Genomic DNA, 16,987 nt, shown 5'->3' with positions numbered 1-16,987 from the left:
TGTGGGCTCACTCTCGGTCCGGGTGACGCGGTACCGCAAGGGTAGTGAGTTCGACCGCCAACGTCAGCGCGTGGTCCCGAGAGTCGCCGAGCAGTCGCTCCGTCTCCTCGACGTCGCCCCGCTCGACGGCGTCCGCCAGGTCCGGGTGGCCCGCCCACAGGCGACCGGCGAGGACCCGCTGACGCCGCAGGTGGGGGACGGTGAAGGCCCAGCAGCGTACCCGGAGTCGGTCGAGGAACTCGCCTATGTGCGGGTTGCCGAGCAGCGCGTCGAGCTCGCGCCAGAAGCGGAGGTCGTAGGCGATCAGGATGTCCAGGTCGCCGGCGACGGCGGCCTGCCGGGCGGCGGTGGCCCGGCGGCGGATGGAGGTGAAGGCCTCCGGCATGGCGTCCCACCGGTTTAAAGGGGGCCGCCGGCGGAGTATGCCGTCGTGCACCAGGGCCTCGGCCTCGATCATGTGCCGGAAGTCGGCCAGCGAGAACTGCTTGATCCGGAAGCCGCGGTGCTGCTCCACCTCGAGCAGGCCCTGGGCCGAGAGATCGACCAGCGCCTCGCGCACCGGAGTCGCCGAGACGCCGTAGTGTTCGGCGATCTCGCGCACGGTGAACTCGCCGTCCGGGCCGAGGCGGCCGGCCAGGATCTCCTCGCGTAGGGCGTCGGCGAGTTGTTCCCGCAAGGTGCTCCGTCGAATCACGGCAGCCCAGCCTACCGCTACGTCAGACAATTGACAGCATGCTGACGTCATGGCAGCTTGCTGTCATGACCGAGCCCCGCGGAACGCCCCCCGTCCACGTCCACCGGCCGACGCCGGGAGCGCTGCTGTCCGACAGCGCGAGCACCGTGTTCCGGCTGAACGCGCAGTTCCTGGCAGTGGCCGACCGGCTCGCCGCGCCGGTCGGGCTCTCCGCGGCCCGGTTGCAGGTGCTGAGCGCGGTGTTGACCGAGCCGCTGCCGGTGTCCGGCGTCGCCAGGGTCGTGGGGATCACCCGGCAGAGCGTGCAGCGCGTCGCCGACCTGCTCGTCGACGCGGGGCTCGCCGGCTACGAGCCCAACCCGGCGCACCGGCGGGCCAAGCTGCTGGCCGCGACCGACGCCGGCCGGGCGGCGCTCGCCGCCATCGGCCCGGGACACGCGGCGTTGGCCACCCGGTTGACCGACGCGCTCGGCGGCGCCGGGGAGTTCGCGGCGGCGCTCGCCACGTTGACCAGGCTCACCGAGGCGTTGGAATCGCTGGGAGACGACGCGACGACGGGCTGACCGAGGCGGAGAGGCCGCGGCCGACGCACCACTGACGAGCCGATGACGCACCGCTGACGAGCCGATGACGAGCCGCCCGCCGGCCGCGATCGCCGCCGCGCCGTTCGGATACCGGCCCGTTCGAACATCGGCCCGTCGCGTACCGGCGCCGCCGGTTCGCGCCAGTGCGCGTGTGAGCGCCCATGGGCGCTGGGGGCTCGTCGCCTCTATCCTCGGGTTGGCAAGCAGAGTCATCGTCGGGGGGATCGGCTCAACATGGATCGGCTGACGGCACAGGATCCGCGTCGGATAGGTCAGTACCGGCTGCTCGGTCGGCTCGGCCAGGGCGGCATGGGGCAGGTGTACCTGGCCCGTTCGGAACGCGGCCGCACGGTCGCCGTCAAGACGATCAAACCCGACCTCGCCCTGGAACCCGACTTCCGCCGCCGCTTCGCGCTGGAGATCGCCGCGGCCAGGCGCGTCGGCGGGCGGTGGACGGCGCCGGTGATCGACGCCGACCCCGAGGCCCAGACCCCCTGGGTGGCCACCGGCTACATCGCCGGGCCCTCCCTGCACGAGGTGGTCTCCCGGGACTTCGGCCGGCTGCCGGAGCGCAGCGTCAGCCTGCTGGCCAACGGCCTGGCACACGCCCTCACCGACATCCACGGCGCCGACCTGGTGCACCGCGACCTCAAGCCGTCGAACGTGCTGCTGACCATCGACGGCCCGCGGGTCATCGACTTCGGCATCGCCCGCGCCCTGGACGCCGCCCACGGCGGGCTCACCCGCACCGGCGCCACCGTGGGCTCGCCCGGCTTCATGTCCCCCGAGCAGGTGCGCGGCCAGCAGGTCACGCCGGCCAGCGACGTCTTCTGCCTCGGCTCGCTGCTCGCCTACGCCGCCACCGGCCAGACCCCGTTCGGCACCCTCGACACCAGCGTGCACCTGCTGCTGTACCGCATCGCCGAGGAGGAGCCCGACCTCACGGACCTGCCCGAGGGGTTGCGGCACCTCGTCTCCGGCTGCCTGCGGCAGGATCCCGAACAGCGGTTCAGCCTGCCTGAGCTGCTCGACCTCACCACGCCCGACGGCTCCCGCGAGCCCTGGCTGCCCGGGCCGCTGATCGCCCAGTTGGGCCGGCACGCCGTCGAACTGCTCGACTCCGAGGGCCCGGAGAGCGGCACCGACCGCCGCGCCGTGGGCGGCCCGGCCGAGCCGGCCTCGGCCGTCGGCGCCGGCCAGGGGCCGACCCCCGCGCCCACCCCGGCGCCGCCGCCGGTCTGGCCGCCCGTGCACCCCTCGGCCCAGCAGCGCCCGGTCCCACTGCCCTCGCCGTACTCGATGCCCAACACCGGCCATCCGTCGCCCACTCCCGCGCCGGTCCCCGCGCCGTCCGTGCCGTCCCTCGGCGGCTTCGGGCCCGCGGGCGGCTACGGCCCGGCGACGTCCCCCGGCAACCGGGGGAACCGGGCCCGCACCTGGGCGCTGGCGTCGCTCGGCGCCGCCGTCGTGGCGCTCGTCGTGGTGATCGGGTTGGTGGTGCGCGGTTCGAACAGCGACACCACGCCGATCGCCGACCGTTATCTGGGCGCCTGGCAGGGCGAGTACGAGTCGAGCAGCGGTCTCCCGAAGCTGCTGCGGTTCGAGATCGAGCAGGGCGCGGCCGGCGAGATCATCGGCACCGCGAACACCATCACCAACGAGGTGCTCTGCACCTTCCAGGTGCGGCTCGAGTCCTTCGACGACCGGCTGGAGTTCACCGAGCTGCACGACTGGAGCGTGCCGGAGAGCGAGGCCGACGAGTCCTGCCGCGACAACGCCACGGTGCAGACGCTCGAACTCTCGGAGAGCGGCGACGAGCTGACCTGGGCCTACAACGACCAGCAGGCCACGCTCGAGCGGGCCGCCGCCGCCTCGGAGGCCAACGTGCCAGAGGCGCTGGTCGGCACCTACCGCCACACCTGGGAGAACGACGACGACGGCGAGAGCAGCTCGGAGATCACCGTCACGCAGGGCGCGATCGGCGACGCCGTGATGACGTTCCACCAGACCACCGAGAACTACGAGTGCACCTGGGAGAACCGGCTGGTGCAGGTGACCGAGGACCAGGTGGTGATGGGCCCCGACACCCTGGTCGGCGACGGCAACAGCGAGAGCTGCTGGACCGACGGCGGCTTCCGGATGTGGGTGAACGGCGTGGGCGGCGATCTCACCATCGCCTGGCTGGAGAACACCGACACCGACTCGCAGGGCAGGTACGAGCGCGCCGACTGACCGCCGGCGGCCGCCCGTTGTGACCTGCGTCACGTCGTTCCGCGGCCCTCGTGCAGGTGTCCGAAGGTCGACCGGGTACGGTACACGCCCGGGGCCGGTCACTGAACCGATCACCTGAAGACAACGTGATAGTCACAGAGGGAACCGGGTGTGGCACCCGCCCGGTCCTTCTTCACGAGTTCCGGGAGCAAGGCGTGCCAACCGCTTCGGTGTTCCACCGGAGTGCACGGGGGCGAAAGAGGAGTAGTTCGGATGAAGCCGCTCGGCCCGACGGACCCGCGACGGGTCGGCCAGTACCGGTTGCTGGGGAAGCTGGGCGCCGGCGGGATGGGCAGTGTCTATCTCGCACGCTCGGACCGCGGTCGCACCGTGGCCGTCAAGCTGGTCCAGCCCGAGCTGGCCGCGCAGCCGGAGTTCCGGCAGCGCTTCCAGCACGAGGTGGACGCCGCCCGCCGGGTCGGCGGCGACTGGACGGCACCGGTCCTCGACGCCGACACCGAGGCGCAGACCCCGTGGGTGGCCACCGGCTACGTCGCCGGGCCCTCGCTCCACGACGTGATCACGAACTCGTACGGGCCGCTGCCGGAGCGCACCCTCTTCATCCTGGCCAACGGCCTGGTGAAGGCGCTGCGCGACATTCACGGCGCCGGGCTCGTGCACCGCGACCTCAAGCCGTCCAACGTGATGATCACCATCGACGGCCCGCGCGTCATCGACTTCGGCATCGCCCGCGCCCTGGAGAGCGGCGAGGGCCTGACCCGCACCGGCGCCGCCGTCGGCTCCCCCGGCTTCATGTCGCCCGAGCAGTGCCGCGGCGAGACCCTGACCGCCGCGAGCGACCTCTTCTGCCTCGCCTCCGTCATCACCTTCGCCGCCACCGGACGCACCCCCTTCGGCGACGCCAACTCCCCGATGACCGCGCTGATGCTGGCCATCGTGCAGGGCCAGTACGACCTGGACGGGGTGCCGGAGAGCGTCCGCCCGCTGATCGAGAGCTGCCTGGCGCAGGACCCGACCCAGCGCCCCAGCCTCGACCAGCTCCACCAGTTCACCGACATACCGGACGACGGCCGCGAGCCCTGGCTGCCCGGCGCGCTCGTCGCCCAACTCGGCCGGCACGCCGTCGAACTCCTCGACTCCGAGGAGCCGATGGGGGCCACCGCGGTCGGGCAGCCGCCGGTCGGGCCGCCCACCGCCACGGCCCCGCCGTCCGGCTACGGCTACCCGCCGGTGCAGTCGCCGCCGCCCGCCGGCTACGGCTACCCGCACCCGGCCACCGGCCCGTACACCCCCTACGGCCCCGCCACGCCACCCCCCGCGCCCAAGCGGAACAACGTGGCGCTGATCGCGGGCGCCGCCGTGCTGGTCCTCGCGATCGCGGGCGGCGTCGCCGCGGTCGCGCTCTCCGGCGACGACGATCCCGACCCGGGCCCCGAGCCGACCGCCGGCCCGACGGTGACGGACGACCCCACGCAGACCGAGGACCCCACCGAGGAACCCACCGAAGAGCCGCCGACGGAGCCGACCGGCGGCACCGTCCCGGCCGACCTCGTCGGCGCCTGGGAGGGTCAGACCCTCGACGGCGACAACAGCATCTTCGTCCGGATGGAGATAGCCGCCGGCAACCAGGGCGACACGGTCGTCACCCAGTACACCGTGCTGCCCGAGGGCCTGTGCGTCGAGCAGGCCTCGCTCGCCTCGGTCGAGGGCAGCACGATCTCCCTCACCCCCGAGGGCATCACCAGCGAGAGCCCCGCCGGCATCAACTGCCAGCCGTTCTCGGACCAGACCGCCGAGCGGCAGCCCGACGGCACCGTGCGGTGGCAGACCGTCGACGGCGGCGGGCTCACCATGAACCAGGCGACGGAGCCTCCCGGTGACGACGGCATGCCCTTCGCGATCTTCAGCGCCACGTACGGCGACGACGATCTGACCGCCGAGTTCACCAGCATCGCCGCGGCGGGCGAACTCGCGATGACCGTCCGTGAGACGGACGGCGACTGCGTCTGGGAGTCCACGCTCGTCAGCGGCGGCACGAACGTCGGAACCCTGCTGGTGGGGCCCGGCGCCGTCACCCAGGGCGACTGCGACCCGCTCCCCTCCTACGAGCTGAGCTTCGACGCGAGGGACTCCTCCTTCGCCGACAGGGCGCCCAACATCGAGTTCACGCCGTACGGCGACGACGAGCCGGAGTTCACCCTCGACCGGGAGTGACATCGACGGCCCGGTCGCGAAATCAAGAATTGGCATCAACCGCAACCACGTGGACGATCCGGGAACCGATTACGGTTCGGCCTCTGTCCTCCACTGTGTCTACGGGCCGCCGTATCCTCATGAGGCCTTACAGAGCGAAGAGGAGTAGTTCAGCATGAAGCCGCTCGGGCCGACAGATCCTCAACGGGTTGGCCAGTACCGACTACTGGGGAAGCTGGGCGCCGGCGGGATGGGCAGCGTGTACCTGGCGCGCTCGGACCGTGGGCGCACGGTCGCCGTCAAACTGGTCCAGCCTGAGCTGGCCGCGCAGCCGGAGTTCCGGCAGCGCTTCCAGCAGGAAGTGGAGGCGGCCCGCCGGGTCGGCGGCGACTGGACGGCACCGGTCCTCGACGCCGACACGCTCGCCGACACGCCATGGGTGGCCACCGGCTACGTCGCGGGGCCCTCGCTCCACGACGTCGTCGCCAACTCCTACGGCCCGCTGCCGGAGCGCACGCTGTTCGTCCTGGCCAACGGGCTGGTGAAGGCGCTGCGCGACATCCACGGCGCCGGCCTGGTGCACCGTGACCTCAAGCCGTCCAACGTGATGATCACCATCGACGGCCCGCGCGTCATCGACTTCGGCATCGCCCGCGCCCTGGAGAGCGGCGAGGGCCTGACCCGCACCGGCGCCGCCGTCGGCTCCCCCGGCTTCATGTCGCCCGAGCAGTGCCGCGGCGAGACGCTGACGGCCGCCAGCGACATCTTCTGCCTCGGCTCCGTGCTCACCTTCGCCGCCACCGGACGCACCCCCTTCGGCGACGCCAACAGCGCCATGACGGCGCTGATGCTGGCCATCGTCCAGGGGCAGCAGGACCTTTCGGCGGTGCCCGAGGGCATCCGCCCGCTGATCGAGAGCTGCCTGGCGCAGGACCCGACCCAGCGGCCCAGCCTCGACCAGCTCCACCAGTTCACCGACATACCGGACGACGGTGACGAGCCCTGGCTGCCCGGCGCGCTCGTCGCGAAGCTCGGCCGGCACGCCGTCGAGCTCCTCGACTCCGAGGACCCGATGCACGCGCCGCCGCTGCCCACCAACCAGCCGCCGCCCGCGATGCCCGCCGGGCCGCCGGTCACCCCGCTGCCGCCCGGTGCCCACCCGACGCCGACCGCGTTCGCGCCGGCCACCCCGCCGCCCAGCCCGCTGCCGCCGACCGGCAACGTGAACGCGATGGCGACCATGACGTCGGCCGTACCGCCGCCCGGCTTCAACCAGCCGCCCGGCCAGCAGCCCCCCGGCGCCCCGCCGTACGGCTACCCGCAGCAGGGTGCGCCCGGCGCCCCCGCCTACGGCTATCCGCAGTCGCACGACATGGGCGGCCCGCAGGGGCCCTACAACACCGGCTACCCGGTCGGCCCCGGTGGCCCGGGCGCTCCCAAGCGGAACAACAACACGATCTGGATCGTGGTCGCGGCGGTCGTGGCCGTCGCGCTGGCCGCCGGCATCGCCATCTTCGCGATGGGTGGTGGCGGCGACGACAACGACCAGGCCGACGGCAACGGCAACGGCGGCGGTGGGGGCAACAACTCGACCGAGGACAACCAGAACCAGCCGACCACCGAGCCCACCAGGGAAGGCAGCGAGACCGACAACACGGCGCCCGACCCCACCGCGGCGGTACCGTCCGGCTACGCGGGCGCCTGGGTCGGCGAGGTGACCGGCGACGACGGCGCGTTCATGCTGCGGCTCGAGATCACGGAGGGCGGCGCCGGCCAGCAGGTCGTCACGGAGTACAGCCTGCTGGACTCCGTGATGTGCGTGGAGGGTTCCACCCTGGTGTCGTCCAACAACGGCATGCAGGTCACCGGCTCGGGCGTCACGTCCACCTTCCCGACCGGCGCCACCTGCAACCCGTTCGGCGAGCAGTCGATCACGATGCAGGGCACCACGCTGCACTGGGAGAGCGGCCGGTGGTCGGCGGACCTGACCCCCTCGCAGCAGGACGTGGGCTCGGACGGCATGCCGTACGCGATCTTCACCGAGACCTTCAGCTCCAGCGACCTGCGGTTCGACCCGGAGACCACCTCGTACCCGGGTGAGCTGGCGCTGGCGGTCACCAACGCCGACGGCAGCTGCACCTGGTCCCAGCCGATGATGAACGGCGGCCTCCAGGAGACCACGATCTACGTCGGCCCCGCCTCGGTGCTCACCGGCGACTGCGACCCGCTGCCGTCCTACCGGATCAGCTGGCCCAACCCGAACGGCGGCAAGCCCTCGCAGATCCAGTTCTTCCGACTCGGCTCGGACAGCCCGGAGTTCACGGCGCAGAACGACAACGGCTGAGACGACAACGGCCGAGACGACAACGGCCGAGAGGCCACGAGGGCCGGGTGGTGATCCGATCGGATCACCACCCGGCCCTCCGCCGTTCCCCGCCGAGGTGCCGGCCTACAGGAACGAGTTGATCTGGATGGTCTCGTCGCGCCCGGGGCCGACGCCGATCGCCGAGATCGGGGCGCCCGACATCTCTTCCAGGGCCCGCACGTAGCCGCGGGCGTTGGCCGGCAGGTCCTCCAGGGAACGGGCCTTGGTGATGTCCTCGGTCCAGCCAGGCAGGTACTCGTAGACCGGCTTGGCGTGGTGGAAGTCGGTCTGGTTGTAGGGGAGTTCCTCCACCCGCCGGCCGTCGATCTCGTAGGCAACGCAGACCGGGATCCGCTCCCAGCCGGTGAGCACGTCCAGCTTGGTGAGGAAGAAGTCGGTGAGGCCGTTGACCCGGGTGGCATAGCGGGCGATCACCGCGTCGAACCAGCCGCAGCGCCGGTCGCGCCCGGTGGTGACGCCGAACTCGCCGCCGATGCGGCGCAGCGCCTCCCCGTCGTCGTCCAACAGCTCGGTGGGGAACGGGCCGGCGCCGACCCGGGTGGTGTAGGCCTTGAGGATGCCGATGACCCGGCTGATCTTCGTCGGCCCGACCCCGGCGCCGGTGCAGGCGCCACCGGCGGTGGGGTTGGAGGAGGTGACGAACGGATAGGTGCCGTGGTCGACGTCGAGCAGGGTGCCCTGGCCGCCCTCGAAGAGCACCACCTTGCCGTCGTCGACGGCCTGGTTGAGCAGCAGCACGGTGTCGCACACATAGGGCCGCAGCCGGTCCGCGTAGCCGAGGAGTTCGTCGACGACCTGGTCAACGGCGATGGCGCGGCGGTTGTACAACTTGGCGAGCAGCTGGTTCTTCTGGTCCAGCGCCGCCTCCACCTTCTGGTGCAGGATCGATTCGTCGAACAGGTCCTGGACCCGGATGCCCTGCCGGTTGATCTTGTCCGCGTAGGCGGGGCCGATGCCGCGCCCGGTGGTGCCGATCTTCCGCTTGCCGAGGAAGCGTTCCGAGACCTTGTCGAGAGTGGTGTGGTACGGCGTGATCAAATGGGCGTTGCCGCTGATCAGCAGGCGGGACGTGTCGATGCCGCGCGCGGCGAGACCGCCCAGCTCGTCGAGCAGCACCTTGGGGTCGACCACGACCCCGTTGCCGATGACCGGAACGCAGCCGGGCGAGAGGATCCCGGATGGCAGCAGGTGAAGGGCGTACTTCTGGTCGTCCACCACGACGGTGTGGCCGGCGTTGTTGCCGCCCTGGTAGCGCACGACGTAGTCCACCGAACCGCCGAGCAGATCGGTGGCCTTGCCTTTGCCTTCGTCACCCCACTGAGCACCAAGCAGCACAAGTGCGGGCACAGGCGTACACCCCTTCCGAGCGGGGCATCTACGCAAAGGCTGCCCCGGATCGACGAAACCCCTGGCGCAATCGCGACAGGGGCTCTTGCACAGAGAGCTTACGGGAGACGCAGCCGGGAGGCGAACAGTCAGGTGCTCATCGTCATCGACCCGACGGCCCGCCAGACGGATGGGGAATCGGTGCGGATCGCCAGGGACGTGCTGTGCGCGGGCGCGAGCGGGGCCAAGGTGTGTGTGCTCGACCGGTCGCAGGGCATGACGCACGCCCTGCTCAAGCGGGGCGACCGGCGGGTGGTGATCGTCGGGGACGATCGGGCGCTGCTGCGCGCGGTGGGGGTGTTGCACAGCCGCGGTGAACTGGCGGCGAGCCCGCTCGGGGTGGTGCCGGTGGGGCCAGGGCCCTCGGTGGCGGTGGCGCGGGCGCTCGGGGTGCCGACGGACGCGGTGGCCGCCTCGCGGGCGGTGCTCTCGGGCGCGGACCGGCGGCTCGACGTGCTGACGGACGACGCGGGGGACGTGGTGTTAGGGGCCCTGGGCATTCCGGCGCCGCGGCGCGGGCCCGGGGCGGCGCTGTGGTGGCGGACCAAGCATCCGGTGCGGCAGCGGCTGCGGGTGGAGGCGGACGGCCGGCTGCTCGCGGACGTGGACCGGCCGGTGTCGGCGGTGTCGGTGCGGGCGGCGAACGGCCTGGCCGAAGTGGTGGTGCGGCACTGCCCGGACGGCTCGGACACCAGCGCGCGGGCCACCTCGGTGACGGTCTCCGGCACGCCGGGGGCGGCGTTCAGCTACCGGGCGAACGCGCTGGACCTCGGGCCGACCAGGACGCGGACGTGGACGGTGCGGCCCGGCGCGCTGCGGCTGACGGTGCCGAAGGCGCGAAGCGCAACCTTGGGTTGACAGTCCGAGGGTGTCAACCTACGGTTGACACATGAGCGAACCCACCCCCGTAAACCCCCGGATCAGCCTGGACGAGCTGATCGAGGCCATCAAGAAGGTCCACCCCGAGCCGCTCGACCAGCTCTCCGACGCGGTGATCGCCGGCGACCACCTCGGCGAGGTGGCCGACCACCTCATCGGCCACTTCGTCGACCAGGCCAGGCGCTCCGGCGCCTCCTGGACCGACATCGGCCGCAGCATGGGCGTGACGCGACAGGCGGCGCAGAAGCGCTTCGTCCCCAAGGACCCGGCCGACCCGAGTCAGGGTTTCGAGCGCTACACGCCCCGCGCCAGGCAGGTGGTGGTGGGCGCGCAGGTCCTGGCGCGCGAGGACCGCCACCCCGAGATCACCGCCGGGCACCTGCTGCTCGCCCTGGCGCGCAACCAGGACAGCCTGGCCGCCAAGGTGATCACGGGCGGCGGCGTGACGCTGGACGCGGTCACCGAGGCCGCCGCCGCGACCCTGCCGCCGGCCGTCGACCAGGCGCCCGACCCGATCCCGTTCGACGCGGGCGGCCGGAAGACGCTGGAGCTGACCTTCCGCGAGGCGCTGCGGCTCGGCCACAACTACATCGGGACCGAGCACCTGCTGCTGGCGCTGCTGGAACACGAGGACGGCACAGGACCGCTCTCAGGACTCGGCGTGACCAAGGCCGCGGTCGAGGCCCGCGTCACCGCCGCGCTCGCCGCCCTCCGGGCCGGCTGACGGCGGCGCCTCGGCCGCCCATCCACCGCCGCCCCCCGCCGACCGCTCGCTGGCGCGGCGCTCGCGCCAGCGAGCCAACATCTCCACCAGCTCTTCCTCCAGGAACGTCATGAACTCGGCGGTCTCGCGCAGCCGCTCGGCAGCCAGACCCTTCGGATCCACCACCGCGAGGCCGGCCTCCATGGAGCTCACCCAGCGGCGCAGCATCGCGTCCCGGCTCACCATCGCCAGATACCAGGAGTTGTGATGGAGCCGGTAGCGCTCGCGCCGGGAGCCGGGCTCGCGCTCCCGGCTCACCAGACTCATCTGCGCCAGATAGCGCACCGCGCCGGAGATCGCGGCCGGTGAGACGCGCAGCCGCGTGGCCAGCTCCGCGGAGCTCAGCGCGCTCTCGTCGGAGGCCAGCAGGCAGGCGAAGACCCGGGACGGCATGCGCGGCATCCCGGCCTCGATCAGATCGGCCGCGAACCGCTCCACGAAGGCGGCCCTGCCCTCGCCGTGCCCCTCTTCCGACGTCTCATCCGTCGTCGAACCGTGCTCGATCACCTGGTCATCCTCGCATCCCGTCACGCTCGGGCCCTTGACGGCTCCTTAACTTCACACATTTCTAAAATTACCGTAGATTCAAAATCATGAAAGCCCCAATCGTGAACGTGGCAACCAACGCCATCACCGTCTCCGGGCTGGTGAAGACCTTCGGTCGAACCCGCGCCCTCGACGGCCTCGACCTGGAGGTCGCCAGGGGCGAGGTCCACGGTTTCCTCGGCCCCAACGGCGCGGGCAAGTCCACCACCATCCGGGTGCTGCTGGGGCTGCTACGCCAGGACGCGGGCGCCGTCCAGCTGCTCGGCGCCGACCCCTGGCACGACGCGGTCGAGCTGCACCGCCATCTCGCCTACGTGCCGGGCGACGTCGAACTCTGGCCGAACCTCACCGGCGGCGAGGCCATCGGACTGCTCGGCCGGCTGCGCGGCGGCCTGGACCAGGCGCGCTCCGCCGAGCTGATCGAGCGCTTCGACCTCGACCCCACCAAGAAGGGCCGCACCTACTCCAAGGGCAACCGCCAGAAGGTCGCCATCGTCGCCGCGCTGGCCTCCCGCGCCGACCTGCTGCTGCTCGACGAGCCGACCGCGGGACTCGACCCGCTGATGGAGGTGGTCTTCCAGGACGTCATCGCCGAGGCCAAGGACGCCGGCACGACCGTCCTGCTCTCCAGCCACATCCTGGCCCAGGTCGAGAAGCTGTGCGACCGGGTCAGCATCATCCGGCTCGGCCGGATCGTGCAGTCCGGCTCGCTCAGCGACATGCGGCACCTCACCCGCACCACCATCGAGGCCGAGACCGGCGACCCCGTCACCGGCCTCGACCAGCTGCCCGGCGTCCACGACTTCCGCGTCGAGGGCGGCAAGGTCCACCTGACCGTCGACGGCGCCCACCTCGAGAACGCCGTCAGCCGCCTCGCCAGGTTCGGCGTCCGCAGCCTCGTCAGCCACCCGCCCACCCTCGAGGAGCTGATGCTCCGGCACTACGGCGACGAGCTCGAGGCCCGGGAGGGCAACGGCCACCGCACCCCCGAGGTGACGCGGTGACCGCCACCACCACAGCCGCCACCGCCACCGCCACCGGAACGATCGCGTCAGGGCAGGGGCAGGTCCTGGCGGGCACCGGGACGCTGATCAGGTTCGCGCTGCGCCGCGACCGGGTCAGGCTCCCCGTGTGGATCCTGGCGACCACGTTCGTCGCGACGTCCTCGCTCTCCAGCTTCGAGAGCCAGTACGCGACCGCCGCCGACCGCGCCAACGCCGCGGAGACCCTCGGCGGACCGGCCGGCCTCGCGATGACCGGCCCGGAACGCTACGTCACCGCCGCCGACTACACGTACGGGGCGATGACGGGGCACCAGATGATCGGCTACCTCGCCATCACCGTCGGGCTGATGAGCGTCCTCACCGTCGTCCGCCACACCAGGACGGAGGAGGAGACCGGCCGTGCCGAACTGCTGAGGGCCAACGTCCTCGGCCGGCACGCCCATCTGGCCGCCGCCCTCGCCGTCGCCGTGCTCGCCAACCTCACCGTCGGGCTGCTGCTCGCGGTCACGCTCGGCAGCTCCGGGGTCGAGTCGGTCACCGGTGCCGGCTCCCTGGTCCTCGGCGCGGCCGTCGCCGCCGCCGGCATCAGCTTCGCGGCCATTACCGCCGTCGGCGCGCAGATCACCGCCTTCTCGCGCGGCGCCTCCGGGCTCGGCATGGCCGCGGTCGGCGCCGCCTTCGCGCTGCGCGCCGTCGGCGACATCGGCGCCGACGCCGTCTCCTGGCTCTCCCCGATCGGCTGGGCCCAGCGCACCTACGCCTACGTCGACGACCGGTGGTGGCCGCTGCTGCTCAACCTGGCGCTGGCCGCGGCCTGCGCCGCCACGGCCTTCGTGCTCTCCACTCGCCGCGACGTCGGCGCCGGCCTGCGGCCACCGCGCCCCGGCCGGCCCACCGCCTCCGCGACGCTCGGCCACCCGCTCGGCTTCGCGCTCCGGCTGCACCGCGGGGTGCTGCTCGGCTTCGCCGCCGGCGGGCTGCTGTTCAGCCTGATGTACGGCTCGATCCTCGGCAGCGCCGAGGACATGATCCGCGACAACGAGCAGCTGCGGGAGCTCATCGACCGGCTCGGCGGCGACGTCATCGAGTCGTTCGCCTCCGTGGTGATGACCGTCCTCGTGGTCCTCGCCGCCTGCTACGTCGTGGTCGCCGTCCTGCGCGCCCGCGCCGAGGAGACCGCGGGACGCGCCGAACCCGTGCTCGCCACCGGGCTCTCCCGCACCCGCTGGCTCGCCGGCCACCTGGCCGTCGCGCTGGTCGGCGGCACCGCCGTGCTGCTGCTCGCCGGTCTCGGCTTCGGGCTCTCCGGCGCCGCGTCGAGCGACGACTGGGGACTGGTCGGCAGCCTCACCGGCGCCTCCCTCGCCTACGCGCCCGCGCTCTGGGTCACCGCGGGGATCGCCGTGGCGCTCTTCGGCTGGTTCCCGAGCGCCTCGGCCGCCGCCTGGGCCGTGCCCGCCTACTCCTTCCTGGTGGTCTATCTGGGCGACCTCATCGACCTGCCCGACGGGCTCGCCAACTTCTCCCCCATCGGCCACGTCCCCCAGGTGCCGGCCGCCGACCTGGAGTGGACGCCGCTGCTGATCCTGACCGCGGTGGCCGCCGGCCTGATCGGCCTCGGCCTGGCCGGCTTCAACCGGCGCGACCTGGACTGCAAGTGAGCCGGCGGCCCGGCCCAGGGCGCGGGCCGGGCCGCCCCCCACACTCGGACCCGCACTCGGCCCCCCACTCGGACCCGCACGCGTGCTCACCGCCGCTCCGCCCACCGGACGGCGCAACGCCCCACCCCTTTTGACCCGCTCCGGATGCGACCTCCGTGACGCGCTGTTCGCATAGGTGACAACCCGTCACGCCTCCCTGCGTGCGGCAGACGACCCGGAGGTCACCGCTCATGAGAACCGCGCACTCCCGAAGCCGCCTGGCCGCCGCAGCGGCCGCCCTCTTCCTGTCGCTGGGGCTCGCCGCCACCCCGACGCTCGCCCACGCCGACGGCCACCCGTCCCCGTCGCCTTCCCCCTCGGCGCCGCTCTCCATCTCGCCGAGCTCCGGCGCCCAAGGCACCTCGGTCACCGTCCGGGCGGTCTGCCAGCCCAACGGCCCGGCGACCTCGCCCGCCTTCCAGTCGGACATCACCCTGCAGCAGTCGAGCAACAACCAGTGGGTGGGCACCGGCCGGATCAAGTCCAGCGGGCTCCAGGTCGGCAAGAGCTACACCGTCACCGTCAACTGCCGGGACGGCGTCACCCTGACCACCAACTTCACCGTCACCTCGGCCACCCCGACCGGCGGCGCGTCCGCGGGCTTCGGTGGCAGCAGCGGCATCGGCGGCGGCAACTCGGTGGCGACGGCGCTGACCGTCGGCGGCGGGGTCGCCGTGGCCGGCACCGCCGGCTACGTGTTCCTCGCCAGGCGGCGCCGCACCACCGGCAACCACTACTGAGAGGCGCGGCGGTGCGCCACATCCTCCGCAACCTTCGGGGCGCCGACCGTCCGCCTCGCCTGCGCGTCCCGCGGGCGATGCGGAAGGTCAAACCCCGGCGCACCCCGCGCACGCCGCGGGACCCGCGCAAGGTCAGGACCAGGGAGCGGGACAGGACCGGGGCCGAGGCGCGGGCCGAGGCTCCGGTCGAAGTCCCGGTCGAGGCGCCGGCCGAGGTGACGGTCGAGGTCCCGGTCGAGGCGGAAACCGAGGAGGACGCCGGCCTCGCGATCCTGACCGAGGCCAGGACCACCACCACGACTGCGACCACGATCACGGCCACAGCCACAGACGCGACCGAGGCGGACGCCGGGCCGGGGGACGCGACCGAGCCCCGGGCCGGCGCCCGGCGCGGGCGCCGGCGCGGCGCCACGTTCCACCCGTGGCGCCGGATCCGGCTGCTCGCCCGCCTCGTCGGGCGGCCGTTCGCGGCCGTGTACCGCGCGCTGGTCCGGGCGGCGCGCCGGGCCAGCGCCTGGTTCCGTCGCGTCAGCCGGCCGGTGGCGCTGGCCGCCGGCGCCGGCAAGCGACTGGCCCAGGCCCGCCCCGACGACGGCACCCGGGAGGCGGCGGCCCGCGTCACCCGGCAGCAGCGGCTGGCGCTGCGGGCCCGCCGCCTGGAGGTGGCGGCCGCCGCCACCGCGGTCACCGTGGGGCTCGCCGGCGGGCTGCTGCTGCCCGGCTCAGGCGAACGCGTCAGCGAGGCCCGGGAGTCGAGCAGCATCGCGGAGGGCGTCTCCCGGCCCGGCGCGGTGGACGCTCCAGGCGCGGCACCCGACGCCGGCTCCACGGCCAATCTGGAGGGCTCGTTCCAGCCCTCCGGGGTGGTCGCCCCTCCGCTGCCCCGCTCGGCGCCCACCCGGATCCGGATCCCGCAGCTCAACACGGACGTCGAGGTGTTCGGCGCCGAACTCGGCACGGACGGCGGCCCGCCGTCCCCGGTCGAGGAGGACGCTATGCGGGCCGCCTGGTACTCGGGCGGCGCGGCGCCAGGCGAACGCGGGCCGGCCATCGTGGTCGGCCACCTGGACACCTACACGGGGCCCGCGGCCTTCGCCGGCCTCGGCCAACTCCGGCCCGGCGAACTCATCGAGATCGACCGGGAGGACGGCGGCACCGCGCTCTTCGAGGTGGACTCCGTCGAGCAGTACCCGAAGGCCGACTTCCCCGACCTGCGGGTCTACGGCGCGGTCGACACCCCACAGCTCCGGCTGATCACCTGCGGCGGCCGCTGGGCGGCGGACGGCGGCTACGACTCCAACATCGTGGCCTACGCCCACCTGATCGGCACGATCGCCTCACCGGCCGGCACCTGACCCGGCCCGACCCGGCCGACCCCAACATGCCGGAGGCGTCCCGCGACGGCGGGACGCCTCGGCGTGCTTCGTGCTTCTGCTACGTGCTCGTGCCTCGTGCCTCGTGCCTCAGGAGAGCGTGTCGGCGGCCGTCGGAGAGCTGTCCCGCAGGAACTGCGAGCAGCGCTGGTACTCCTCGTCCTCGCCGATCGTCCGGGCCGCGCGGGCCAGCGCGTGCAGCGCGCGCAGGAAGCCCCGGTTCGGCTCGTGCTCGAACGGGATCGGGCCCTGGCCGCGCCAGCCGCTGCGCCGCAGCGCGTCCAGGCCCCGGTGGTACCCGGTGCGGGCGAAGGCGTAGGACTCGACGGTCCGGCCCTCGGCGAACGCGTCGTCCGCCAACTGCGCCCACGCCAGCGAGGAGGCCGGATACTTCGCGGCCACCTCGGCCGGCGCCGTGCCCGAGGCCAGCAGCTCACGGGGCTGCGGGTCGTCGGGCAGATGGGTCGGGGGCGGGCCCCCGAGCAGGTTCTCGTGAATCGCCATGTC

The 16,987-nt window shown here is 72.9% G+C and carries 14 protein-coding genes; 10 read left to right on the top strand and 4 right to left on the bottom strand.

The annotated features are described in order from the left end of the window. Positions 1–7 precede the first annotated feature (7 nt). Positions 8–745: a GntR family transcriptional regulator gene (locus ACYVPE_RS04955; RefSeq protein ID WP_461032143.1), complete on the bottom strand. Its 738-nt coding sequence runs from the start codon at positions 743–745 to the stop codon at positions 8–10. Between the two features lie 14 nt (positions 746–759). On the opposite strand from ACYVPE_RS04955, the gene ACYVPE_RS04950 reads away from it, so the two are divergent. The 4 genes from ACYVPE_RS04950 (at position 760) to ACYVPE_RS04935 (ending at position 8,047) form a co-directional block, all read left to right on the top strand. After that, positions 760–1,257 (top strand): MarR family winged helix-turn-helix transcriptional regulator, encoded by a 498-nt coding sequence (locus tag ACYVPE_RS04950; protein WP_461032142.1) that lies wholly within the window; start codon positions 760–762, stop codon positions 1,255–1,257. Between the two features lie 255 nt (positions 1,258–1,512). Next, positions 1,513–3,510: a serine/threonine protein kinase gene (locus tag ACYVPE_RS04945; RefSeq protein ID WP_461032141.1), complete on the top strand. Its 1,998-nt coding sequence runs from the start codon at positions 1,513–1,515 to the stop codon at positions 3,508–3,510. A 252-nt stretch (positions 3,511–3,762) separates the two neighbouring features. After that, positions 3,763–5,724, top strand: coding sequence for a serine/threonine-protein kinase (locus tag ACYVPE_RS04940; RefSeq protein ID WP_461032140.1), 1,962 nt, complete (start codon positions 3,763–3,765; stop codon positions 5,722–5,724). A 154-nt stretch (positions 5,725–5,878) separates the two neighbouring features. Continuing rightward, positions 5,879–8,047 carry a serine/threonine-protein kinase gene (locus ACYVPE_RS04935; protein WP_461032139.1) on the top strand — a complete coding sequence of 723 codons (2,169 nt, stop codon included), beginning with the start codon at positions 5,879–5,881 and terminating at the stop codon, positions 8,045–8,047. Between the two features lie 105 nt (positions 8,048–8,152). Here the strand turns inward: ACYVPE_RS04935 and ACYVPE_RS04930 are convergent, their stop codons facing one another. Next, positions 8,153–9,436, bottom strand: a complete 1,284-nt coding sequence (locus ACYVPE_RS04930) for an adenylosuccinate synthase (protein WP_461032138.1) — start codon at positions 9,434–9,436, stop codon at positions 8,153–8,155. A 138-nt stretch (positions 9,437–9,574) separates the two neighbouring features. Here ACYVPE_RS04930 and ACYVPE_RS04925 point away from each other — a divergent pair, with 138 nt between their 5' ends. Continuing rightward, positions 9,575–10,333: a diacylglycerol kinase family protein gene (locus ACYVPE_RS04925; RefSeq protein ID WP_461032188.1), complete on the top strand. Its 759-nt coding sequence runs from the start codon at positions 9,575–9,577 to the stop codon at positions 10,331–10,333. A 31-nt stretch (positions 10,334–10,364) separates the two neighbouring features. Beyond that, the gene (locus tag ACYVPE_RS04920; RefSeq protein WP_461032137.1) at positions 10,365–11,078 is read left to right on the top strand and encodes a Clp protease N-terminal domain-containing protein; all 714 of its coding nucleotides are present in this window, start codon (positions 10,365–10,367) and stop codon (positions 11,076–11,078) included. Here the strand turns inward: ACYVPE_RS04920 and ACYVPE_RS04915 are convergent. Then, positions 11,004–11,624 carry a GbsR/MarR family transcriptional regulator gene (locus tag ACYVPE_RS04915; RefSeq protein ID WP_461032136.1) on the bottom strand — a complete coding sequence of 207 codons (621 nt, stop codon included), beginning with the start codon at positions 11,622–11,624 and terminating at the stop codon, positions 11,004–11,006. The genes ACYVPE_RS04920 and ACYVPE_RS04915 overlap by 75 nt on opposite strands. Positions 11,625–11,710: 86 nt before the next feature. Here ACYVPE_RS04915 and ACYVPE_RS04910 point away from each other — a divergent pair, with 86 nt between their 5' ends. From ACYVPE_RS04910 to ACYVPE_RS04895, 4 genes are all read left to right on the top strand, one after another. Further along, on the top strand, positions 11,711–12,667 hold the full coding sequence (locus ACYVPE_RS04910; protein ID WP_461032135.1) for an ABC transporter ATP-binding protein: 957 nt from the start codon (positions 11,711–11,713) through the stop codon (positions 12,665–12,667). Further along, on the top strand, positions 12,664–14,328 hold the full coding sequence (locus tag ACYVPE_RS04905; RefSeq protein ID WP_461032134.1) for an ABC transporter permease: 1,665 nt from the start codon (positions 12,664–12,666) through the stop codon (positions 14,326–14,328). The genes ACYVPE_RS04910 and ACYVPE_RS04905 overlap by 4 nt, the downstream gene beginning before the upstream one ends. Before the next feature lie 230 nt (positions 14,329–14,558). Further along, positions 14,559–15,107 carry a hypothetical protein gene (locus ACYVPE_RS04900; protein WP_461032133.1) on the top strand — a complete coding sequence of 183 codons (549 nt, stop codon included), beginning with the start codon at positions 14,559–14,561 and terminating at the stop codon, positions 15,105–15,107. 11 nt (positions 15,108–15,118) lie between these two features. Then, positions 15,119–16,462: a class F sortase gene (locus tag ACYVPE_RS04895; RefSeq protein WP_461032132.1), complete on the top strand. Its 1,344-nt coding sequence runs from the start codon at positions 15,119–15,121 to the stop codon at positions 16,460–16,462. Positions 16,463–16,570: 108 nt separating this feature from the next. Here the strand turns inward: ACYVPE_RS04895 and ACYVPE_RS04890 are convergent, their stop codons facing one another. Continuing rightward, a complete protein-coding gene (locus tag ACYVPE_RS04890; protein WP_461032131.1) occupies positions 16,571–16,984 on the bottom strand; it encodes a DUF3151 domain-containing protein in 414 nt (137 codons plus the stop codon). Positions 16,985–16,987: the final 3 nt, after the last annotated feature.

The organism is Streptomyces mayteni (genome assembly GCF_054783955.1).
Note: the sequence above shows the minus strand (reverse complement) of the source record. Positions and strands in the feature narration are given on the sequence as shown.